The following is a 21,971-nucleotide window of genomic DNA, read 5'->3' as shown; positions in this document are numbered from 1 at the left end:
CGCGCCTTCGTGTTTTTCCGCCGTGGGGCGGGGGACGCCTAGAACTTCTTCTTCGGGCAGGCGCCCTTGTCCTGCGCGGCCATCTTCTCCGCGTCGGCCAGCTCCTTCATGGACTCGTCGACGTTCTTCTGGGTGGCGGTGACGACGTCACCCCAGTTCTCCGCGTCCTTCGCCGCCATCTCCGTGGCCAGCGCCAGCGCGGCCTGGTCCGTGGCCTGACGGGCCTTGATGGACTCGATGACGCCCGCGTCCGCCTTCACCAGCGCGTCGCACTTGCTGGACATCTCGTCGAACAGGCGCCAGTTCTTCGTCTTCTGGTAGCGGTCCACGACTTCGGCGTAGGCCAGGGCCGCCGGGGTGCGGGCGCCGTCGGCGATGGCCGAGTCCGCCGCGCGCTGGGTGCGGTTGAGGTCCAGTTGGAGGAAGCGCAGCTCGGGCGGCAGGGCGGCCGAAGCGGCGTCCGGCGCGGCCGAGTCGAAGTGGACGAAGCGGTAGGAGAAGCTCAGCTCGTCGGAGGACAGCTTCGCCGGCAGCGCGGCGAGCTTCGGCTGGAGGCAGGCGGCCAGTTGGTCCGCCTCGGTGTTGCCGGAGGGCGCGAACGTCACCTCGGCCGGGGTGGGGTTGGCCTTCAGCAGCTTGATTTTCGCCGTCAGCGGCGGCGGGACCTGCTCCTTGAAGTTGGCGTAGCACTCACACCAGCCCTGCTGCGCCAGGCGCACCGCGCCGGTGAAGTCCGAGCCTTCGTTGATGTTGAAGGTGACGGAGTTGAGGCCGCTGGTGGTGTGCTCGAAGGGGATGGCCGCCTCCACCGGCTGCGCGCCCTTGGGCAGCGCGGACAGCTTCACCTGGCTGTCCACCACCTTCTGGATGCAGGCCTGGCCTTCGGGGGTGAGGTTCGTCCCGGTGACGGCGTGCGAGGCGCCCTGCTCCGTGACGCTCGTCTTGACCTCCACCGTGGTGGTCTTCTCCGCGCCCCGGTGCTTCGGGTCCACCAGGCACTCCATCACCTGGGGGCGCGTGGTGAGCAGCGCGCCCAGCACGACGCCCTGGCTCGCCTGCTCCGGGAGCTGGATTTCGCGCGGGAAGCAGTTCACCAGGTCGAACGGGGGCTGGTTGGTGATGCGGACACGCTCCTCGGTCGGCATGGGCTGTCCGGCCTGGGCCGCGGGCTTCTGCTGGCCGGCGCAAGCGGCGGTGAAGACGACGGAGGCTACGGCGACGCGACGCAACATGCGGTTGTTCTCCCTAGGGGTGGATCTGCGTGCGGACTTCTTTACTTCTCCAGGCCCTCGGCGTTCTTGAGGTCCTTGAGCCGAAGCCCGTTCTTTTTCAGTAGGCGATAGAGGCTCTGCATGGAGAGCCCGGTGCGCTGCTCCGCGGCCTTCATATCGAAGCCCACGGTCTTCATGACCTCGGCGAAGTACAGGCGCTCGAAGTCGGCCAGCACCCTGTCCTTGGCCTCGTGGTAGGGCAGGGTGCCCACCAGCGTGGCCACCTGGGTGGTGGGGGCCTGGCCCTCGGCGCGCCGCGAGGGCTGGGCGAGGAAGTCCAGCCAGCTGCTGTTGCCCGTCTCCTCCATGAGGGCGCCGCGCTCCAGCACGTTGCGCAGCTCGCGCACGTTGCCCGGCCACTCATAGCCCTCGAAGAGGGCCAGCGTCTGGGGCGTGAGGGTGATGCTGGCGCGCAGCGTCTGGGCCAGGGCCTGGGCCAGCGCGGGCAAATCATCCCGGCGGGTGCGCAGGGGCGGCAGGCGCACGCGCGCCACCGCGAGCCGGAAGTACAGGTCCGCGCGGAAGCGGCCCTGGCGCACGTCCTCTTCCAGGTTCCGGTGGGTGGAGGCGATGACGCGCACGTCCACCGCCACCGGCTGGCCGTCCAGCGACGGCACCTCGCGCGTCTCCAGCACGCGCAGCAGCTTGCCCTGCACGGGCAGCGGCAGCTCGCCCACCTCGTCCATGAAGAGGGTGCCGCCCCGGGCCGCCTCGAAGACGCCCCGCGCCTCGCGGTCCTCGCCGTCCCCCGCGCGCAGGCCGCCGAAGAGCTCGCGCTCGGCCTTCTCCTCGGAGATGAGGTTGCAGTCCACGACCTTGAAGGGGCCGTGGCGCCGCGCCGAGTGCTGGTGCACCGCGCGCGCCGCCAGCTCCTTGCCAGTGCCTGTCTCACCCTCCACGAGCAGGCTCATGTCCTCGCGGGCGATGCGGCGCAGCTCCGTGAAGACCCAGCGCATCTTCTCCGAGGCGCCCACCAGCGCGCCGAAGGACTCCGCCCCCGCCACCTCCACCTCGGTGGGGCGCGGGGCGACCTTCACGGAGAGCTTCGTCTTGCCCAGCTCCACCTTGTCGCCGCTGGTCAGGTAGGCCTGCACCACCTGCCGGCCGTCCAGGAAGGTGCCGTTGCGGCTGCCGGTGTCGCGCAGCATCAACCCGCGCGAGGTGCGCTCCACCTCCAGGTGGCGGCGGCTCACCGTGGCGTCCGTGAGCACCAAATCACAGGCGCCGTCGGAGCCCACGCGGACCAGCCCGTCCTGCGTCTTCACCTTCTTGCCCTTGTCAGGTCCGGCAACCACCTCCACCGTCCATTCAGGGATGGGGATGCGGGTGGTGCGGCCTTCTTGCTCCGTCTGAGTGGTCTGGGTGACCTCGGGCCTATCCATATCGGGTCCTCTTTAGGTGCGAGTCGCATGGGCGGGCAAGCCCGACGCGAGGCTCTTCACATCGGGAAAACTCAAGGCAGTACGAGTGGAACAATCCTGCCTGAGGGTTGTTGAACGCGCGCTTCGACTGGCACGAGCGCCAGCCGTGCGCGGGCAAGGGGCTGGGGAAGGGCGGGGCGTCCGTCGAGCGTGAGCGCCTCCATCCGGCGCGTCAGCTCGGGCGCCGGGTCCGCGCTTTCCTCGAGGATGTCTGCGTAGGGATTCACGGTGGCCTCCCCGAAGACCTCCGGCACCACCGCGTGCGTGGCGGGGTTGAGGACTTCCACTCGGCCCACGTACCTCACCACCTCGGTGGCGCGCTGGCCCACCGCGCAGCTCTCGGTGTCAATCAGTTCACGTTCACCGGACTGGAGGCGTTGCTCCGCCGAGGGGCGGCGCTCGGTGGGGCCGAAGAAGCGGGCCGCGTCACCGGCCTGCGCCAGGCGCGGGCAGTGGAAGGGGACGGTGTGTTTCACGACCCCCCATACAAGACGAACGTTCGGCCAGAATCCAGAATCCTGCGTCACTCCCTCGCGGAAGGACGCAGGAATTTGGATTGGCTCTCAGTAGCGGGCCGGCGGGTCGCTGGCGGGGAAGGTCTCCAGCAGCTCCTCGTCCACGGCGTCACGCGTCGTGTCATTGCCGCCCGAGGCAACGCTCGCGTTGGTGGGTTGCTTCTCCTCCGAGGCCGCGGCGCGCTTGCCCCCTTGGGCCGCGCGCTTGCGGCCGGTGCCCGCCCTGGAGACGCCCGCCATGCGGGCGCCAAGCAAATTCTTGGCCCGCTCGGCGAGGTTCCGCTGCTCCTCCTGCCAGTCGCGGAAGAACTGGGCGAGCTCCGGGTCGCCGTTTTCCTCGGCATCCCGGATGTACGCCTCACTGGTCGAGGCACCCTTGAGCAGGTGATACAGGACGCTGATGAGGTTGTACTGCTCGTCCCGGGTCCCCGTCTGCCGCTCTTCGCCTGCCATGCCGCCTCCCGTGGATGAGTGAAGTGCCACGGGGAGAAAGCTATGCACGGTGGGCCAGGCGCCTTGGCGGGGGCGGCTGGCCGCCTGCCTGGGGTGCTCAGGCCTGGAGCATCGGCTCCAGGCGGCCCTCGGTGTCCAAGCGGGACAAGTCCGAGTAGCCGCCGACGTGCGTGTCGCCAATGAAGATTTGCGGCACGGTGCGCTGGCCGCCGCTCATCTCCACGAGTTTGGCGCGCAGGTCGTCGTCTCCGGTGACGTCCACCTCTTCGAACTCCACGCCCTTGCGCTTGAGCAGGTCCTTGGCGCGAACGCAGTAGCCACAGTAGGTGGTCGTAAAAATCTTCACGGGCTTCACGGGTGTCTCCTCCTTCGTATCCACCAAATTAAGGGCCGGGAAGGCGTGCCGCCACCCGGCCCGCAAAGACGACGGCCCCCGGTTCCCCAGGAGGGAGCCGGAGGCCGCGTTCAGGACGTCACCCCGGACGGAGGCCGGGGCGAGGGGCGGACTACATGCCCATGCCGCCCATGCCGCCCATGCCGCCCATGCCACCCATCCCGCCCATGCCACCGCCGGCGGGGAGGTCCTTCTCCTCCTTCGGACGCTCCGCCACCATGGCCTCGGTGGTGAGCATCATCGAGGACACGGACGCCGCGTTCTGCAGCGCGGTGCGGCTGACCTTGGCCGGGTCGATGACGCCGGCGGCCAGCAGGTCCTCGTAGGTGCCCGTGGCGGCGTTGAAGCCGACCGGACCGGAGGACTCCTTGACCTTGTTCACCACCACGCTGCCCTCCAGGCCGCCGTTGCCGACGATCTGGCGGAGGGGCTCCTCGAGCGCGCGGCGGATGATGTCCACGCCAAACTTCTCACCGCCGGACAGCTGCAGGCCTTCCAGCGCCTTGAGGCAGCGGATGTAGGCCACGCCGCCGCCAGGGACGACGCCCTCTTCCACGGCCGCGCGGGTCGCGTTGAGCGCGTCCTCCACGCGGGCCTTCTTCTCCTTCATCTCCGTCTCGGTGGCCGCGCCGACGTTGATGACGGCCACGCCGCCCACGAGCTTCGCCAGGCGCTCCTGGAGCTTCTCGCGGTCGTAGTCGCTGGAGGTCTCCTCAATCTGGGCGCGGATCTGCTTCACGCGCGCTTCGATCTCCTGCTGGCTGCCAGCGCCGTCGACGATGGTGGTGTTGTCCTTGTCCACCGTGAGGCGCTTCGCGCGGCCCAGGTCCTGGAGGGTGATGGTGTCCAGCTTGATGCCCAGGTCCTCGGCGATCATCTTGCCGCCCGTCAGGGTGGCGATGTCCTCGAGCATGGCCTTGCGGCGGTCACCGAAGCCCGGCGCCTTCACCGCGCACACGTTCAGCACGCCGCGGATCTTGTTGACCACCAGGGTGGCCAGGGCCTCGCCCTCGATGTCCTCGGCGATGATGAGCAGGGGCTTACCGGCGCGGGCGACCTGCTCCAGGATGGGCAGGAGGTCCTTCATCGAGGAGATCTTCTTCTCGTTGATGAGGATGAGCGCGTCGTTGAGCGCCGCCTCCATGCGCTCCGGGTCCGTCACGAAGTACGGGGACAGGTAGCCGCGGTCGAACTGCATGCCTTCGACCACGTCCAGCGTCGTCTCCAGGCCCTTGGCCTCTTCGACGGTGATGACGCCTTCCTTGCCGACCTTCTCCATCGCGTCCGCGATGATGGTGCCGATGGTCTCATCACCGTTGGCGGAGATGGTACCGACCTGGGCAATCTCCTTCTTGTCCTTGGTCGGCTTGGCCTGCTTCTTCAGCTCGGCGACGACGGTGGCCACGGCCTTGTCGATGCCGCGCTTGATCTCCATCGGGTTGTGGCCCGCGGCGACCAGCTTCGCGCCCTCGCGGAAGATGGCCTGCGCCAGCACGGTGGCCGTGGTGGTGCCGTCACCGGCGACGTCAGACGTCTTGGAGGCGACCTCCTTGACCATCTGCGCGCCCATGTTCTCGAACTTGTTCTCGAGCTCGATCTCCTTGGCGACCGTCACACCGTCCTTGGTGATGGTCGGGGAGCCGAAGCTCTTCTCGATGACGACGTTGCGGCCCTTGGGGCCCAGGGTGACCTTGACCGCATCGGCCAGGATGTTGACGCCGCGGAGGATGGCCTCACGCGCGCGCACGTCGAAAAGAATGTCCTTCGCCATTTGGATGGTTCCTTGAAGGAAAAAGTGGGGGGAGCCGGATTACTTCTCGATGACGCCGAGCACATCCTCTTCACGGAGGATGAGGTGCTCCTCGCCGTCGAGCTTGATCTCGGTGCCCGCGTACTTGCTGAACAGGATGGTGTCGCCGGCCTTGATGTCCAGCGGACGGACCTTGCCGTCCTCCAGCACCTTGCCGTTACCCACGGCGACGACCTTGCCCTCCAGGGGCTTCTCCTTCGCCGTGTCGGGGATGAAGAGGCCACCCTTGGTCTTGTTCTCCTCGGCGACGCGCTTGACGATGAGCCGATCCTGCAGGGGACGAATCTTCATGGCCTGCTCCTTACATGTCGCTTCCGGCGCCGTTTCCGGTGGCGACCGAAAGCTGCTTGGGGGTTGAAAAAGGGCCTCGCGACCCATGGGGTTAGCACTCGGACCTCATGAGTGCTAACGCCCAGGCGCGGCGGATAATAACCAGCGAAGTCGACCCGTCAAGCGACGCCAGTCCACCTTCCCCGCACGTGCCAACTGCGCGGCATTCCTGGGTTTTTCCCATGACACCCTGCCCGGGCGGAGCCATGCCCGGTCGGGGGGCATGGGGGCCTGGATTGGCACTCGCGCGCCCCGAGTGCTAACGCAAGTGCCCGGAATCACTGGGGGGTGGTTTTGCAGCGCCCGCGCCTGATTGGTACCCTTCCCAGGTCTCCTCCGGGCGACGTCCGCCCGGGGAATGACGGGAGGTGTCAATGAGTGGACTGGTGGCGTCCCTGTCTCTGAAGGAGTTCTTCAAGTCTCTTCTGGGCGAGGTCACGGGGCGGCAGCGGGTAGAGCTGGCGGAGGTGACGGAGTTCTACCTGGTGAACCTGCTGTCCGAGTTCGCCGTCACCGACAATCTGTTCACCCGCGAGGAAGACGGGCGCAAGGACCACGAGCCCCTGGCCATCCTCTACCACCAGGCCTTGCAGCAGGAGCGCGCCGAGCGCATCCGCACCCTGCGCCGGCTGGGCGACGTGTCGCTGTACACCGCCGGCTTCTTCTCCGGCGCGCTGCAGAGCGGCGTGGTGGGGCCGGACTACTACATCCAGATGGGGGGGACGGCGTACGGCCACGTGGCGGAGCTGACGCCGGCGGCGGCCTTCGCGCAGGTGTACCGGGAGCTGTGTGAGAAGTTCCGCGCGGTGGTGGAGGTGCTGGAGGAGATCTCCGCGCGGGGCATGGTGCAGGCCGGCCCCAGCGGCGCGCTGAAAGTCTATGAGGCGTGGGTTCGCACCGGAAGTGACCGGCTGGAGCGCGTGCTGCTCGACGCGGGGATGATGCCGCGGCCCAAGGGACAGCTCGCCAACTAGCCGGAGGTGTGGATGATTGGCCGCGTTCAGGACCACCTGGAGGCCATCTACGGCTTCACGTGCGAGGCGAGGGCGGAGGTCTTCGTGGTGGACACGGAGGCCGCCGCCCGGCTGGGAGGCACCGGCCGCGCCGACGAGGAGCTGCTGGTGCACGAGGCCGGCGACGCGCTGGAGCTGGCCCTCTACCTGTCACCGGCGCTGCTTGACAGGCTCAAGCCCTACGAATCCGGTCCGCTGGGCTACGTGCTGGACAGTGATTTGGCTGGCTACTGCCAGCTGGCCGAAGGCGTGAGCCACTTCCTCTACGTGGCCCACACGGCGGCCCACGGGCGGAGGGTGTCGCTGCTGGAGCTGGAGGCGCAGGCGGAGGTGGACAAGTTCGCGGTGTGCCTGCTGCACCGGTGGGGTGAAGGCGTGGGGGCCTGGTCTCAGGAGCTGCTCCAGCGCCTCTTCGATCGGGTGTCCTACCGCAAGCAGCTCTCCGCCCAGGAGCGGTGGCGCTACGAGGAGGCGAACCGGCTGTCACGCCGCTTCTGCGCGCGGCTGATGGGACACGTCGCCGCCCGGCGGCTGGACCGGCTCCTCGGAGACTTGCGCTACGCCTACCGGCTTGGGGCGGAGGCCAAGCTTCGCCATTTCGCGCATGGCGGGTGAGCACCTTTCCGTCCGCATCGGGTAGGGTGGGCGGGTATGCCACGCGAGGCGTCCGCAGGCGGTGTCGTCATCCGGGAGAGCGCCGGCCACTGGGAGGTGGCCGTCATCCGTCCCCATGGCCGCGCCTTGTGGGCGCTCCCCAAGGGGCACGTGGACCCAGGTGAGTCGCCGGAGCAGACGGCGAGCCGCGAGGTGCGTGAGGAGACGGGGCTGTCCGTGTCGCTCATGGCCCCGCTGGGCGAGATTCGCTACGTGTACCAGTTCCGCGGACAGCGCATCTTCAAGCGCGTCCACTTCTTCCTGTTCCGCTATCAGGAGGGAGAGCTGGGGCCGCTGCCGGGGCCGCGCATCGAGGTGGACGAGGTGCGCTGGGTGCCGGTGGTCCAACTGGTGCCGCTGCTGGGCTACAAGGGAGAGAAGGCCGTTGCCTCGCGGGCGGTGCGCTGGTTGCGCTCCCAGGGCCTGCTCCCCGAAGCCCCCTCCCCGGCGAGCGTTGCCGGGAAGGAAGGGGGCTGAAGGAAGCCGCGGGGACTTACTTGGGCTCGTCGCCCTGGTACTTGCCGGACAGCGCCTCGCGCACGTCACGGTCGAACTTCACGCGGCCGGTGGCCACCTCGCGCAGGGACAGCACAGGGGGCTTGTTCTTGGACTGATCAAGGATGGGGCGGGCACCCGCCATCAGCTGCCGCGCGCGCTTGGCGCCGAGCAGCACCAGCGCGAACCGGTTGTCGACGAGGGGGAGGCAGTCTTCGACGGTAACGCGAGCCATGGAACGTCCTTCGGATTTCGGTGGAGCTACTGGAAGCCTCTCAACCTAAAGAGCACCCCCCCGGCGAGTCAAGGAAGGACGCACGGGAGGGCGGCCGGGCGGACAGGCGCTTTCGGCTCAGGTGTACCACCAGGCCCAGAGGATGAGGACCGCCTGCAGGGGCAGCCGCAGCCAGAGCAGGGCCCGGGGGATTTTCCGGAACCGCTCCGGGTGCCGCACCATGTGGAGGTTGGCCGGAAAGACAACGATGAACAGGGCGATGAGGCCCCAGGCGGCCAGCCGGCTCGTCTGGGGGATGACCAGGCCCACGCCCAGCAGCACCTCCGCCACGCCGCTCCAGAACACCAGCGGCCCGTGAAACGGCAGGTACGGGGGCATGATGCGCTGGTACATGCGCGGGTTGCGGAAGTGGTTCAGCCCCGCGCCCACCATCAGCAGGGCGAGCACGTACTGAAGGACGAGCTTCACGCCGCTCAAGTGGACGCGAACGCCTCGCCGACGATGGCGCGCGCCTCCTGGAGGATGGCTTGGAGGTGGGCTTCGTCTCGGAAGCTCTCCGCGTAGATTTTGTAGACGTCCTCGGTGCCGGAGGGCCGCGCGGCGAACCAGCCGTTCTCCGCCACCACCTTGAGCCCGCCGATGTCCGCGTTGTTTCCGGGCGCGCGCGTGAGGCGCTGGAGGATGGGCTCACCGGCCAGCGTGGTGGCCTTCACCGCCTCCGGGGACAGCTTCTTCAGCGCGGCCTTCTGCGCGGCGGTGGCCGGCTGGTCGATGCGCGTGTAGTGCGGCGCGCCGAACTTCGCCGCCAGGGCCTGATAGTGCTCGCCAGGGTCCTTCCCGGTGCGCGCGAGGATCTCCACCGCCAGCAGGTCCAGGAGGATGCCGTCCTTGTCCGTGGTCCACACCGTGCCGTCCTCGCGGAGGAAGGACGCGCCGGCGCTCTCCTCGCCGCCGAAGCCGAGCGAGCCGTCCAGCAGCCCGTCCACGAACCACTTGAAGCCCACCGGCACCTCGACGACGCGGCGGCCCAGGTCCTTCGCCACGCGGTCGATGAGGCCGCTGCTCACCAGCGTCTTGCCCACCGCGGTGCCGGGCTTCCAGCCGGGCCGGTTGCGATAGAGGTAGTCGATGGCGACCGCCAGGTAGTGGTTCGGGTTCATCAGCCCCAGGCTGCGGGTGACGATGCCGTGCCGGTCCGAGTCCGCGTCGTTGCCGAACGCGATGTCATACGCGTCCTTGAGCCGCACCAGGTTCGCCATGGCATACGGGGACGAGCAGTCCATGCGAATCTTCCCGTCGTGGTCCAGCGGCATGAACCGGAACGTCGGGTCCACCGTGGGGTTCACCACGTGCAGGTTCAGCCCGTAGCGCGCGGCGATGGGCTCCCAGTACGCGACGTTGGAGCCGCCCAGCGGGTCCGCGCCGATGCGCAGCTTCGCGCCGCGCAGGGCCTCCATGTCGATGACGCTGCCCAGGTCCTCCACGTACGGGGTGATGAAGTCATACGGCTTCACCGTGGGCGCGGCGCGCGCGCGCTCGAAAGGGATGCGCTGCACGCCCGCGTTGCCCGCGCCCAGCAGCGCGTTGGCGCGCTTCTCGATGACGGAGGTGACGTTCGTGTCCGCGGGGCCGCCGTTGGGCGGGTTGTACTTGATGCCACCGTCTTCCGGCGGGTTGTGGGACGGGGTGATGACGATGCCGTCCGCGAGCCCCGCCGCGCGGCCGCGGTTGTACGTGAGGATGGCGTGGGAGATGACGGGCGTGGGCGTGGCGCCGTCCGTGAAGCGCACCTGCACGCCGTTCGCCGCCAGCACCTCCAGCGCCGTCTGCTGCGCGGGGGCGGAGAGGGCGTGGGTGTCCATGCCCAGGAAGAGCGGCCCGTCGATGCCCTGCTGCTGACGGTACTCACAGAGGGCCTGCGTCACCGCGACGATGTGGCCTTCGTTGAAGCTGTTTCGCGCGGAAGAGCCACGGTGCCCGGAGGTGCCGAAGGCGACGCGCTGCTCCGCCACGCCCACGTCGGGCCGGCCGGAGAAGTACGCGGCGCGCAGCTTCTCGGGGTCGATGAGGAGGTCTTCCGGTGGGGGCTTGCCAGCGAGCGGGTGTGCCATGGCCGCGGAACATAGCCATGCCGCCCGGAGGAAGGCGCGGCGATTCTGGCGAGCGTGCACCGCGTTACACCCGGGCCGTGCCGGCCCTGGGCTTCAGGCGGTGATTCAGCGGGCCGCGGCCACCGCGCTGGACGAGGCCCCGCCCTGGGGCTCGGGCTCCGGGGCCTCGTCGGCCGGGGCGGCGGCGTTCTCCGGGAGGAACGCGAGCAGCACCAGCGCGGGCACGGCGAGCAGCACGGTGCCGGCGAAGAAGGTGGGCCAGCCGAGCCACTCGGCCAGGTAGCCGGAGGAGGCGGAGATGAGGCGGTTGGCCACCGTGCCCAGCGCGGACAGGAGCGCGTACTGCGTGGCGCTGAAGCTCTTGTGGCACAGCGACATCAGGTAGGCGGCGAAGGCCGTCACCGCCAGACCGCCGCAGAGGTTGTCCACGGCGATGGTGGCCGCCAGCATCAGGTCGTTCTTCCCCACCAGCGCCAGCCCCATGAACATCAGGTTGGTGAGGGCCTGCGCCGCGCCGAAGATGAAGAGGCTGCGCCGCGTGCCCAGCTTCACCATCACCACGCCGGCCAGCAGGCCACCCGCGATGGTGGACACCATGCCCAGGCCCTTGCTGAGCGCGCCAATCTCCGTATTGGAGAAGCCCAGCTCCTTGTAGAAGGGCGTCACCATGCCGGCGGCGATGGCGTCTCCCAGCTTGTAGAGCACCAGGAAGAGGATGACGGCGACGGCGCCCTTGCGCGTGAAGTACTCCACGAAGGGCTTCACCACCGCGTCCGTCAAATTGCGCGGCGGCTTCGAGCCCTGGGGCTCCGGGGCCAGGAGCGTGGCCACCACGCCCACGGCCATCAGCAGGCCCATGATGAAGTACGTCTGGGACCAGCCGGTGAGGTCCGACAGCGTCAGGGCCAGGGCGCCCGCGGTGAGCATGCCCAGGCGGTAGCCGGTGATGTACGTGGAGTTGCCGAGCCCGCGCTCCTCCACGGGGAGGATGTCCGTGCGCCACGCGTCCGCGACGATGTCCTGGCTGGCGGACAGGAACGTGACCAGCACCGCCATGGCGGCCATGCTCACCGGCGCGTCCTTGGGATTCACCAGGCCCATGGCGGCAATGGCCCCCATGAGCAGCACCTGCGTCACCAGCATCCACCCGCGCCGCCGGCCCAGGAAGGGCAGGGTGTAGCGGTCCATCAACGGCGCCCAGAGCACCTTGAAGGTGTACGGCATGCTCACGAGGCCGAAGACGCCAATCGTCTTCAAGTTGACGCCCTCGTCCTTCATCCACGCGGACAGCGTGACGCCCGTCAGCCACAGGGGCAGGCCGGAGGCGAAACCAACGGCCACGAGCAGCCAGATGCGCCGGCTCTTGAGAACTTCGAGGATGGAGGGCTTGGACATGGAGGGCGCGCGAGAACAGCGGCCAGCATAGAGAATCCACCCCGCGCGTCACCATTCATGCGCGGGAATGTCCGCTCGGCTGCCTAGCCGTCCAGCGCGGAGAAGTCCGGGCAGGTGGCGCGCTCGCCCTCCGTGGGGTTGAAGAAGTCCCAACTGCGCGCCGTGAAGGTGACGCGGCCCTGGACGTCCCAGCACTCGGTGTACTTCGCGCCCCGGATGTCGCCGCTCAGCACGTCCAGCACCGCCATGCCCCGGCCGTCCGGGGACCAGCGCGTCGTCAGGCTCAGGTCCTCCAGCAGCCCGCCCGGCACCAGGTCCTGCCCGGGCATCAGGAACTGCATCTCCCCCAGGCTGTCCTGGGCCTCGCGGTACGTGTACCGCGCCACGGGGAAGGCGCCGTCCCTGGGCGTGAAGGCCAGCTCCACCCGGGTGGGCAGCGCCTTCGTCTGGTAGTGGATGTCCAGCCGCCGGAGCGCCGCCACGTCGTTGGCGGGCAGGCCCTCCTGCCGCGCCCGCTCCACGTCCAGGTGGAGGTTCCCCACGCCCTTGCGGATGCCGGCGTCCGCTTCGAAGGTGCCGCTCAGGAAGGCCCACCACCCGGCCTCGCCCGAGCCCGTCTTCCGGTACTCGAGCCGGTAGTCGAAGCTCAGCGCCGCGCGCGTCATCACGAAGCGGACGTCGTGGCCCGCGTGGCCCGGGTCCCGGTAGGGCCCCCACACCCGACGGTCCGGCTCGCGCGTCGTCGGGGGCTGGCTCCGGATGTCCTCCAACAGGGAGAGGAGGGCGTCCACGCTCGCGTTGAAGGCGCGCCCTGTCTCCTCCGTGTCGCCCATCAGCTTGGAGGACTCGCCCAGGCGCACCACCAGCGCGGAGGGACGCGTCACCTGCCCGCCGCCCGCGCGCCCCGAGCTCTTCGCGGGCAGCTTCGCGGCCAGGTCCTCGCGCCGCGGCAGCGCGTTGAGGAACTCCAGGTCGTCGTTGGAGAAGTCGCCGCCGCACGCGGCCAGCGCCAGGCACAGACAGGCCACCATGACGTTTCGCATCGCGTGCTCCTTCATGGCTGGTACGTCACCAGCGCGCCCAGCTCCCAGAAACCCAATGAGCGTTGCGCATCGACGTTGTAGAGCAGGTAGTGGGTCCGGGCTCGCGCCGTGAGGTGCAGCCGGGACAGGGGATTCCAGCGGATGCCCGCCACCAGGCCGGGAGAGAACATGGCGAACCGCTGGTCCGGGAGGGCTTCGTCCTCGAAGTCGCGGCGCATGAGGAGCCACGCCATCCGCGCGCCCAGGAAGGGCGCCACGCGGCCCATGGGCCACTCGGACGTCAGGGACGTGCCCACGCTCGTCATCGCGTAGCGGTACCCCGGGCCCGTCAGCGACGGGAGCATCAGCACCGCCCGCCGGCTGCCCATGGCCACGTCCAACCCCCAGACCCAGTCTCGGCGGAAGTAGTCGTGGAGCTGGGCCTCCGCGCCCACCATCCCCACCGACAGGAACAGCGAGTCGCGCGTGGGCGCGTCGAAGTAGGACTGCACGCCGCCCGCCAGCCCCAGCGTCCACCAGGCGCCATCCGCGCGCGGGCCGCCCTTCACCGGGTCGTCGGAGAAGGGCGCGTCCTGGAGCCGCGCCTCGTGCAGCACCGCCGGATGGCCCCTTCGCACCTCCACCTCGCCGATGCGCAGCCGGTCCGGGAGCCGGCGCTTCACGCGGTAGGTGCCCGGCGCCAGCGCCACGCGCCGCTCCACGTCCGCCGCCTTGTCCAGCTCCGCCACGACGAGGCCACCCGGGTCCACGAAGTAGTAGGTGCCCACCGGCGCCGCGCCCGGGACGATGAGCCCTCCGCCGCTGGCGCGCAGGTCCGTGAGGACCAGGTCTCCGTTGCCCGCCAGGTCGTAGCTGAACGTCGGATGCTGCGGCCCCGCGCTGCTGGCCGCCGTGTCCGCCACCGTGCGGGCATAGGCGTGGGAGTACGCCTCGAAGAGCGTCACCCGGCCGTCGCCGCTGCGGTCCGCGTCCCCCAGCAGCCCGCTGGCCAGGTGGTGGGAGAAGTAGCTGCCCGCCAGCGCGTCCGACTCCTGCGAGTCCTCGTCCGCGGCGCTGGAGGTGAGGATGACCAGCCCGCGCGCGTCGCGGCTCGCCCCCGACTCGATGTCGAACGCCGGGGCCCGCCGAGCGCCCTTGGTGCGCGTCATCGCGCCGGAGCGGCATGAATCCAGGACGGCGATGCGGATGTCCGAGGAGGCCTCCGCGAGCCGACGCTTGAGGTCGTCGAACCCCAGCCGCGTGTCGCCCAGCCGCAGCGCGCCGTCCTTGGCGTGGCCCGAGTAGTAGACGAACAGCGCGGTGCGCTCGCCCCTTGCCCGGGCCGCGCGGGCGCGCTGCTCCAGCTCCGCCAGGGCCGCCAGGAAGTCCCGCGCGTCTTCGTTCAGCAGCAGCTTCGCGTCCACGGGCGCCACGCCGCCCAGGCGGAGCAGCAGCGCGTGCATCTTCCGGGCGTCGTCCCGGGCGAAGCGCAGCGGACGCGTGTCGGCGCCTCCCTGGTCGTTGCCGGCCACCAGCGCGAAGCGGCGCAGCGTGTCCGCGTCCGCGGCGGAGGCCGCCAGGGCGAGCACCAGCGCCAGGGCGCGCGTGAGACAGGGCAGACGGCTCATGGCTTCCGCAGCACCCAGTGTGTCTGCGCTCCAGGGACTTCCAACTCGGCCATCCGTCCGACGTCGCCATCCGCCTGGGCAAAGGCGCGCCGGGCGGCTTCCACCAGCGTCTCCTGCGGCAGGGGCTCGTCGCTGAGCACCACGATGACGCGCTCCGCTCCGGAGCCGGTGAACTCCCAACCTCCGGGCAGCCAGTGCTGCCGGCTGCCGGGGTCCACGGGCGCGCTGGCCCCGTCCTCCGGATGCAGCGGCGTCACCTCGCCAATGGCGTCCACCGACAGCGCGGCCACGTAGCGGTGCGTTCCCGCCTTGTAGCCCAGCATCACCCGCTCACCCGGCTCTATCGCTTCGGGCCTGCCTGGAATGGCCTCCCGCTGCGGGCCCAGCCCCCCGCCGATGCGCAGCTCCGCCGCCGCGCCGCCCTTGAGGCGGTTGAGCCCCCCGGTGTCTCCGGACTCGGCGCTGGAGCCCAGGAGCGGGCGCACCAGCACCACGACCAGCAGGGACGCGGCGATGGCCACCGTCGTCGCCACCCAGCGGCGCGGCGGCGGCCGGGCGGCGTCCTGCCGCCGCCGCAGGGCCTGCTCCACGCCGGCCTCGAAGCGCTCGAAGGGGACGTCCGCTTCGAACCGCGCCTGGGCTTCATGGATGCCGCGCAGGGCCTGGGCGCAGGCCTCGCATGAGGCCGCATGGGCCTGGACGCGGGCGGCCTCGGTGGCGGCCAGCTCTCCGGCGCTCAACCGGCGCAGCGTCCATTCCGATTCGTGCGCGCTCATGGGACCTTCAGCTCCTCTCCGCCCAGCGCCGCGAAGTGCTCCAGCCGCTTGCGGATGGTGGGCACCGAGCGACCCAGCAGCGCGGCCACTTCTTCCAGCGTCATTCCGTCGACGTGGTAGTGGATGGCGGCCGCCTGCGTCTCCACGTCCACGCGCGCCAGCAGCCGGCGCACCAGGTCCCGCGTCTCCATGGCCTCCTGTCCGCCATGGCCTTCGGGACGGGCGGCGGCGTCCCGTTCGAACCACTGCCGCCAGCCGGCGCGCTCACCGCGGAGCTGGTTGAGGCAGTGGTGGGTGGCAATCTTCATCAGCCACGTCAGCGGCGAGGACTCCGCGCGGAAGTCCTCGCCGTGCGTGAGGGCGCGGGCGAACACGTCGTGCATCGCATCCTCCGCCTTCGTCGCGTCCTTCAACAGGTAGCGGCAGCGTCCCAGCACGCTGCCGCCATGTTTCATATACAACTCCCGCAGGAAGGCCCGCCGGTCCTGTCGAGGACCGCCTGGAATCACCTGGAGGAGTGGCCGGCTCGTTCCCGTCACACGGCGCAGACTACCGCGTGCGTCACAGCGTGGAGTAGACGGCGGTGCTGAAGTTTCCGCAGGCGCTCAGCTCGCCATAACCCAGGACGGGATTGACGCTGATGGCGAAGTAGGCGCTCAGGAAGCTGCTGTCCCAGCATTCACTCAGCGTGGCTTCACCGAACAGGTCCCCGCCCGACAGCTTGATGTCCGCGCGGCCCGCGCCCGTCGCCTCCCAGCGGCTCTTGATGGCCAGGTTCTCCAGCGCCGCGCGGCGCGGGTCCGTGTCAATGTCCTTGCGGATGACGAAGTCCAGCTCGCCGCCCGCGCCGTCGCCCTGCTTGAAGCGGTAGACGGCGTCCACGCGGGTCTCCGGGCGCTCCTCGTCGCGAATCTGGTGGAGGTCCGCCTCCACGGAGGACTCCGCCGCTCCGGCGACGCGCGCGTAGCGAATCTGCGCGGTGCCCACGTCGGCGCCCGTGGCGCCGGGCAGCGTGCTCGCCCGGTCCCAGTCGATGAGGAACTCACCGGAGCCGTGGCCCGCGACGCGCTCACCGTCAGCGTCCACCGAGGCGGTGTGCGCGCCGGAGAGGAAGGCCACGAAGGCGCTGTCCGCCTCGTTCTTGTCCTGGCCCTCCAGGACCCAGGTGTAGCTGTGGTCGCCCGTGCGGGTGACGGTCAGCCTCCACGCCACCGCGTCGAGCGGGCCGGCATGGGGGCCCCACACGGCCACGTCTCCATTGATGGAGGTGGGGACGTGCTGGACGATGTCCTCGATGAGGTTGAGCACGCCCACCGTGCCGAGGTTGACGGTGGCCGCCGCCGCCACCGTCGCCCGGTAGTACTCCGCCTGTTCGCCTTCACCGTAGAAGGCCGTCAGCCCCTGCCCGTTGTTCCGGGAGGGCGAGCGCATCTCCACCATCTCCTTGGAGGGCAGCCCTTCCCGGAAGGCGTCTTCGTCGCTCGTCGCGTTGTCACAACCCGTCATCAGCAGGGCGGCACACAGCAGGCTCTTGCGCAGCATGGTTCACGTTCCCTTCGAACGGCCCCCGGCGGGCCGTGCAGCAGCGTGTCTGCCTTCATGGACACAGCCCGGCCGGAAAACGGAAAAGGCGCCCGCACGGTGCGCGAAACGTCCGGAATCACGATGTTTGTAGGTTGGTTGCCCGCTCCCCAGGCATCTATTCCGCGCCGGCGGACGGCCGAATTTCTCAGTCCCTACCTTTCGGCCATGGAAAAGAGACACCCCAACCATCCCGGCGAGATGGGTACGGACGCGCTGCTGGCCGAGCACGAGCGGGCCCCGGACGAAATCAACGCCCGGGCCAGGGCCGTCGGGCTGCTCAAAGACGCAGGGGTGCCCTTCGTCGTGGGCGGTGCCTACGCCTATGCGACGTACACCGGCATCTACCGCGACACGAAGGATTTGGACCTCTTCCCCCGGAAGGCGGACGCGCTCCGGGCGCTGCAAGTCCTGGAGAAGGACGGCTGGCGCACCGAGCGCGCGGACGAGGTCTGGCTCTACAAGGCCTTCAAGGGCGACTACTTCGTCGACTTCATCTTCTCCTCCGGCAACGGCGTGGCGGTGGTGGACGACGCGTGGTTCGAACACGCCCCGCGCGCCACCATCTTCGGGCACGAGTGTCTGGTGGCCCCCGCGGAGGAGATGATCTGGTCCAAGGCGTTCGTGAACGAGCGCGAGCGCTATGACGGCGCGGACGTGAACCACCTGCTGCTGAAGGCGGGCCGGAACATGGACTGGGAGCGGATGTTGCGCCGCTTCGACCGGTACTGGGAGGTCCTGCTCAGCCACCTGATGATGTTCCGCTTCGCCTATCCATCCGAGCGGGACGCCATTCCCGAATGGGTGATGGCGGAGCTGATGAGTCGCACGCTGCACACCCTGCGCGAGGGGCGCTGGGAAGAGAAGCTGTGCCGCGGCAACCTGATTTCCCGCGTGAACTATCACGTGGACATCCACCACTGGGGCTTCGGTGACGGGAGGTCCTGGGACGAAAACGAACGACAGCGGGAGGACGAGAGTGGCGCGCGATCCGGGCTCGAAAATTCGGTTGGCGGCGGTCGGTGACCTGCACTGCCGGGAGGACCACCACGGCCGCTTCCGGCACCTGGTCAAGCAGGTGAACGCCACGGCGGACCTGCTCGTGTTGTGCGGCGACCTCACGGACCGCGGAATGATTGAAGAGGGCAAGGTGCTGGCGGAGGAGCTGTCCGCGCTCCGCGTCCCCTGCGCCGCGGTGCTGGGCAACCACGACTACGAGCACAACCAGGTGAAGGAGATTTGCGGCGAGCTGGCCAAGGTCGGCGTCCACATCCTGGATGGGGACCACTTCATCTTCGAGAAGGTGCTGGGCGTGGCGGGCGTGAAGGGCTTTGGCGGCGGCTTCGGCAACGCGACGCTCCAGGCCTTCGGCGAGGGCCAGACGAAGGGCTTCGTGCAGGAGGCCGTCACGGAGTCGCTCAAGCTGGAGGCCGCGCTGAGCCACCTCGACATGGAGAAGAAGGTGGTCATCATGCACTACGCCCCGGTGCCGGAGACGCTGGAGGGGGAGAACATCGAGATTCGCCCCTTCCTGGGCACCAGCCGCCTGTCCATGCCCATTGACCACTATGGCGCGGAGGCGGTGTTCCACGGCCACGCGCACCACGGCGCCCGCAGCGGGAAGACGAAGAGCGGCATCCCCGTCTACAACGTGGCCATGCCCCTGCTGGCGAAGCACACCCCGGACCAGCGGTATGTGTTGCTGGAGGTGTAGGCCCCCTCGCGGCGCAGCGCGGGGGCGTCACTCCGTGGGGGGCGCTCAGGGCGCCTGCTCCGTCTTCGCGGGCGGCTTCGGCGCGTCGGGGGCCGGCGCTGCTTCCAGCAAATCCTCGGGCCTGGTGGGCAAGGTCAGGCGTGCCTCGGGCACCATGAGGACGTCGGGGCCAGCGCCCCGGGCGTAGAGCGTGCCGGGCTCGTCGGGCACTTCAGTGCCCAGCCAGAGCCGCGCCAGCTCACGTCCATCCGCGCCCAGCAGCACGGCGCCGGGCGAGCCCGCCGTCACGCCATACCGGGCCCAATTCTTGGGGTCCGTCTCGCCGGAGCCCGTGGCCTTCAGCCCTTCCAGCGCGCGCAGCAGCGAGGCGAGCTTGAAGTGCTGTGCCTTGCCCCGCCGCGGGGACTCCATGTCCCAGTGGCCGGCGCCTTCGGTGGCTTCCGACGTGTTCACCACGGTGATGGCGGGCGCGCCACCGCCCGGGTGGAACACGATGCGGCGGACGTCCTGGCGCCGGAACTCCAGCACGCGCCGGTCCTTCAGCTCCCGGGCGCTCACGTCCAGCACGCCGAGGGCGTCCTCGGGCACCTCGCCCAGCACCGCTTGCGTCCCCTGTTCGCGCAGCGCATAGGCGCGCGCGGCGCCGTCTTCCGTCACGCGGGACATCCGCACCCGCACCGGCTCGCCCGGGCCGCCGGTGAAGCGGGCGTCCACCACCGGCGTCTCCAGCCCCAACCGCTTCCGGGTCTCCGGTGTGTCTTCGGGGAAGGAGAGTGCCCGCTGCTCCACCACGGCCTTCACCAGGTCCGCGACGCGCGTCGCGTTTGCGGTGGAGGCCACCGGGGAGACCAGCCGCCAGCCCGTGCCGTCCGCGTCCCGCGTCAGTTGATACGCACCCTGCGGCGCCTTCACCTCGATGCCCTTCAGCGCGCGCGCGTCCAGGGGCGCCAGGAGGTCCTTGGCACGCAGGGCGAAGGTGTCCCGGTCCAGGGCCCAGCGCACCGTGCCCGCGGCGGCGTGGACCGCCGGCTCCGCGTCACGGCGCACGTAGACGGAGCCGTCGTAGGTGTTCTCCTTGCCACCGTGCAGCGTCACCGTGCGCTGACGGGCGGGGTCCTGCGCCCCTTGGCCCTGCGCGTCTGGCACATAGGCCCGGGCCGTGACGGTGAAGAGGGGCGGCTTCAGGCCATACGCGTCCAGGTCGGCGTCGGTGGGCGCCTCCTTCACGGTGGCGCTGAAGCTCGAAGACGCCAGCGTGCCGAGGATGGACTCCACCACGGCCGCCTCCGCGCGCGCGGACACGGGCGCCGTCAACTTCCATGTGCCGTCCTGCTCGCGAACCAGCTCCGTGGTGGCGCCCCGGGCACCCACCGTCAGGTGGGTGAAGACGGGCTTCGCGGGTGCTCCTTCGTCCTGAGCGCGCGTCTCCTCCGTCCCCGTGACGAAGAGGCGCTGCTGGGCGTCGGCGCTCCGCCGGGCCTCGCCCGCGTCAGGCGCCTTCTCCCCGGGACAGGCCGCGAGCCCCAGGCCCGCCGTGACGACGGTGAGGGTGCTCCACCGCCACCTTCCTCGACTCGGCGTCACTTGTTGCGCCTCGACAGCCAGATGGCCAGGCCCACGCCCAGCAGCGTCAAGGGCATGAGGTCCGTGGCGAAGAAGCGGATGCGGCTGAGCGACGCCGCGTCCAGCTCCAGCGTGGAGACCTCGCGGTCCGGCGGGCGGATGGTGACCTTCGTGAGCTGGTTGGACGCCCAGCCCAGCGCGTTCATCACCAGGTTGCGGTTGGGCTCATGGCCCCAGTTCGGGTCCAGGAGCAGCTCCGAGTCCCCCATCACCACCAGGCGCGCTTCATCAAAGCGCTTGCCCGGCGAGGCCTGGGTATCACGCGTCACGGCGGCCACCAGCACCAGTTGGCCCGTCTTCTCGCCATCCGAAGGCACCGCGTTCTCCTCCGGCGTGCTCTCCACCCATCCATGCTGCGACGTGAGGACCACCGGCTGCACCTGGACGCCCGGCGCCATCCCCGTGCGCAGCAGGCTCAGGCTGCGCGGGGTGGGGAACTCCACGTTGAGTCCCCGCTGGTGCAGCGGCTTGCCAATCTCGTGGTCGCTGTAGAAGAGCGACAGCACCACGAAGGGATTGCCGCTGTTGTACTGCGCGTCCGCGACGATGCCCTCGTCCACCTGCACGCCGTGCTCGGCCAGCAGTCCGTCCAGGCCGTCACGCAGGCCGGCGTCAGCGAAGTAGAGCATGCGTCCACCCGAGGCCAGGTATCGCTGGAGCACCTCCTTCTCCGGCGCGGTGTAGGGCGCCCGGGCCCCCGCGATGATGACCAGCGCGGCGTCCCGTGGCACGTCCTGGACACCCGCGAGGTTCAGCGGCTCCGCGGTGTAGCCCTCCTGGAGCAGCTGCCGCCGGAGCTCGGACAGGCTGGCGCCCGGGTCATTGGGCGGCGCCTGCTCCTTGTCCAGTGGCCACTCCCCATGGCCGGTGACGAAATAGACCTTCTGGGTGCCCACCGCGTTCAGCTTGAGGACCGCGTGCGTCAGCTCCTGCTCGGACACGGTGGCCAGCAGCGTGTGCGTGGCGAGCTCGCCCTCGCCGCGTACCAGCACCACCGCCGTCTGGCCCTCACGCACCTGGTACTTCGCGGCCAGGTCCGGGGCGCGGCGCGGGTCCTTGAAGGTGTACTCGAACTTCCCCGGCGCTTCGGCATGGTAGAGCGCGAAGAGCGCTTCCAACTGGCCGTGCTGGGCATGTGCCGGGGTGATGAACGCGATGGCGCGCACCGGGTCCGCAATCGCGGCCAGCGTGGACACCGTCTGTGGCGCCAGCGTGTGGATGCGCGCCTGCGTCAAGTCCCAGCGCCGGTTCTGCTTGAAGGCCAGGTAGTTCACCACCACCAGCCCGGCGAACACGCCCAGCGTGGTGAGCACCGTGGTGGCGAAGAAGCTGCTGGCGCGGCGGGTGGCGAACTGGCCGAACTGCCGGTAGTTCGTCGCGCCGTAGAGGCCCACCAGCACCAGGCCCGCGCCCGCCTTCACGGCGGCGGTGACGGCGCTGTCCGAGGTGACGAGCAGGGTGAACGGACTCGACAGGAGCAGCAGCAGTCCGAACGCGCCCAGGACCTTGCCGACGTTGGCGGCCTTCATG

23 protein-coding genes are annotated in these 21,971 nt (G+C 69.7%); 5 read left to right on the top strand and 18 right to left on the bottom strand.

All coding sequences use genetic code 11. From position 1 onward, the window contains the following. Nucleotides 1–38 precede the first annotated feature (38 nt). The 7 genes from KGD87_RS14110 to groES form a co-directional block, all read right to left on the bottom strand. Nucleotides 39–1,232, bottom strand: coding sequence for a hypothetical protein (locus KGD87_RS14110; RefSeq protein ID WP_284667943.1), 1,194 nt, complete (start codon nt 1,230–1,232; stop codon nt 39–41). A gap of 41 nt (nt 1,233–1,273) precedes the next feature. Continuing rightward, nucleotides 1,274–2,653 (bottom strand): FHA and sigma-54 interaction domain-containing protein, encoded by a 1,380-nt coding sequence (locus KGD87_RS14105; protein WP_163783453.1) that lies wholly within the window; start codon nt 2,651–2,653, stop codon nt 1,274–1,276. 71 nt (nt 2,654–2,724) lie between these two features. Then, nucleotides 2,725–3,168: a hypothetical protein gene (locus tag KGD87_RS14100; RefSeq protein ID WP_284667942.1), complete on the bottom strand. Its 444-nt coding sequence runs from the start codon at nt 3,166–3,168 to the stop codon at nt 2,725–2,727. An 87-nt stretch (nt 3,169–3,255) separates the two neighbouring features. Continuing rightward, complete coding sequence (locus tag KGD87_RS14095; RefSeq protein ID WP_284667941.1) at nt 3,256–3,660, bottom strand: hypothetical protein; 405 nt, start codon at nt 3,658–3,660, stop codon at nt 3,256–3,258. A gap of 97 nt (nt 3,661–3,757) precedes the next feature. Continuing rightward, nucleotides 3,758–4,015, bottom strand: coding sequence for a glutaredoxin 3 (grxC, locus tag KGD87_RS14090; protein ID WP_176421260.1), 258 nt, complete (start codon nt 4,013–4,015; stop codon nt 3,758–3,760). Between the two features lie 151 nt (nt 4,016–4,166). Then, complete coding sequence (groL, locus tag KGD87_RS14085) at nt 4,167–5,825, bottom strand: chaperonin GroEL (RefSeq protein ID WP_284667940.1); 1,659 nt, start codon at nt 5,823–5,825, stop codon at nt 4,167–4,169. Between the two features lie 39 nt (nt 5,826–5,864). After that, complete coding sequence (gene groES, locus KGD87_RS14080; protein WP_284667939.1) at nt 5,865–6,155, bottom strand: co-chaperone GroES; 291 nt, start codon at nt 6,153–6,155, stop codon at nt 5,865–5,867. 413 nt (nt 6,156–6,568) lie between these two features. On the opposite strand from groES, the gene KGD87_RS14075 reads away from it, so the two are divergent. From KGD87_RS14075 to KGD87_RS14065, 3 genes are read left to right on the top strand one after another with little or no spacing between them, the layout of a single operon-like run. Then, complete coding sequence (locus KGD87_RS14075; protein WP_284667938.1) at nt 6,569–7,168, top strand: hypothetical protein; 600 nt, start codon at nt 6,569–6,571, stop codon at nt 7,166–7,168. Nucleotides 7,169–7,180: 12 nt separating this feature from the next. Next, nucleotides 7,181–7,822, top strand: coding sequence for a hypothetical protein (locus KGD87_RS14070; protein WP_284667937.1), 642 nt, complete (start codon nt 7,181–7,183; stop codon nt 7,820–7,822). Nucleotides 7,823–7,858: 36 nt separating this feature from the next. Beyond that, entirely contained in the window at nt 7,859–8,338 is a 480-nt protein-coding gene (locus tag KGD87_RS14065; RefSeq protein WP_284667936.1) for an NUDIX hydrolase, read from the top strand. A 16-nt stretch (nt 8,339–8,354) separates the two neighbouring features. Here the strand turns inward: KGD87_RS14065 and rpoZ are convergent, their stop codons facing one another. From rpoZ to KGD87_RS14020, 9 genes are all read right to left on the bottom strand, one after another. After that, the gene (rpoZ, locus tag KGD87_RS14060; protein ID WP_163780601.1) at nt 8,355–8,591 is read right to left on the bottom strand and encodes a DNA-directed RNA polymerase subunit omega; all 237 of its coding nucleotides are present in this window, start codon (nt 8,589–8,591) and stop codon (nt 8,355–8,357) included. Between the two features lie 117 nt (nt 8,592–8,708). After that, the gene (locus tag KGD87_RS14055) at nt 8,709–9,059 is read right to left on the bottom strand and encodes a DoxX family protein (protein ID WP_284667934.1); all 351 of its coding nucleotides are present in this window, start codon (nt 9,057–9,059) and stop codon (nt 8,709–8,711) included. Nucleotides 9,060–9,064: 5 nt separating this feature from the next. Then, a complete protein-coding gene (pgm, locus tag KGD87_RS14050; protein WP_284667933.1) occupies nt 9,065–10,702 on the bottom strand; it encodes a phosphoglucomutase (alpha-D-glucose-1,6-bisphosphate-dependent) in 1,638 nt (545 codons plus the stop codon). 105 nt (nt 10,703–10,807) lie between these two features. Next, nucleotides 10,808–12,097 (bottom strand): AmpG family muropeptide MFS transporter, encoded by a 1,290-nt coding sequence (locus KGD87_RS14045; RefSeq protein WP_284667932.1) that lies wholly within the window; start codon nt 12,095–12,097, stop codon nt 10,808–10,810. An 83-nt stretch (nt 12,098–12,180) separates the two neighbouring features. Then, nucleotides 12,181–13,140 carry a hypothetical protein gene (locus tag KGD87_RS14040; RefSeq protein WP_284667931.1) on the bottom strand — a complete coding sequence of 320 codons (960 nt, stop codon included), beginning with the start codon at nt 13,138–13,140 and terminating at the stop codon, nt 12,181–12,183. An 11-nt stretch (nt 13,141–13,151) separates the two neighbouring features. After that, complete coding sequence (locus KGD87_RS14035; RefSeq protein ID WP_284667930.1) at nt 13,152–14,747, bottom strand: caspase family protein; 1,596 nt, start codon at nt 14,745–14,747, stop codon at nt 13,152–13,154. Then, on the bottom strand, nt 14,744–15,523 hold the full coding sequence (locus KGD87_RS14030) for a zf-HC2 domain-containing protein (protein WP_284667929.1): 780 nt from the start codon (nt 15,521–15,523) through the stop codon (nt 14,744–14,746). Before KGD87_RS14030 ends, KGD87_RS14035 begins: the two co-directional genes overlap by 4 nt. Next, nucleotides 15,520–16,062, bottom strand: a complete 543-nt coding sequence (locus tag KGD87_RS14025) for an RNA polymerase sigma factor (RefSeq protein WP_205507476.1) — start codon at nt 16,060–16,062, stop codon at nt 15,520–15,522. Before KGD87_RS14025 ends, KGD87_RS14030 begins: the two co-directional genes overlap by 4 nt. A gap of 22 nt (nt 16,063–16,084) precedes the next feature. Further along, the gene (locus KGD87_RS14020) at nt 16,085–17,065 is read right to left on the bottom strand and encodes a hypothetical protein (protein WP_284667928.1); all 981 of its coding nucleotides are present in this window, start codon (nt 17,063–17,065) and stop codon (nt 16,085–16,087) included. A gap of 207 nt (nt 17,066–17,272) precedes the next feature. On the opposite strand from KGD87_RS14020, the gene KGD87_RS14015 reads away from it, so the two are divergent. Together KGD87_RS14015 and KGD87_RS14010 are read left to right on the top strand one after the other, a co-directional pair. Next, nucleotides 17,273–18,130: a nucleotidyltransferase gene (locus tag KGD87_RS14015; RefSeq protein WP_502888023.1), complete on the top strand. Its 858-nt coding sequence runs from the start codon at nt 17,273–17,275 to the stop codon at nt 18,128–18,130. After that, on the top strand, nt 18,114–18,818 hold the full coding sequence (locus tag KGD87_RS14010; RefSeq protein WP_163780618.1) for a metallophosphoesterase family protein: 705 nt from the start codon (nt 18,114–18,116) through the stop codon (nt 18,816–18,818). Before KGD87_RS14015 ends, KGD87_RS14010 begins: the two co-directional genes overlap by 17 nt. A gap of 45 nt (nt 18,819–18,863) precedes the next feature. Here the strand turns inward: KGD87_RS14010 and KGD87_RS14005 are convergent, their stop codons facing one another. Further along, entirely contained in the window at nt 18,864–20,402 is a 1,539-nt protein-coding gene (locus tag KGD87_RS14005) for a DUF4340 domain-containing protein (RefSeq protein WP_284667927.1), read from the bottom strand. Next, on the bottom strand, nt 20,399–21,970 hold the full coding sequence (locus tag KGD87_RS14000) for a GldG family protein (protein ID WP_284667926.1): 1,572 nt from the start codon (nt 21,968–21,970) through the stop codon (nt 20,399–20,401). Before KGD87_RS14000 ends, KGD87_RS14005 begins: the two co-directional genes overlap by 4 nt. Nucleotide 21,971: the final 1 nt, after the last annotated feature.

Origin of the sequence: Myxococcus sp. SDU36 (genome assembly GCF_030168875.1) — a bacterium.
GTDB classification, from domain to species: Bacteria; Myxococcota; Myxococcia; order Myxococcales; family Myxococcaceae; genus Myxococcus; species Myxococcus vastator.
The sequence above is the reverse complement of the archived record's forward strand: the minus strand, read 5'-3'. Positions and strand labels throughout refer to the sequence as shown.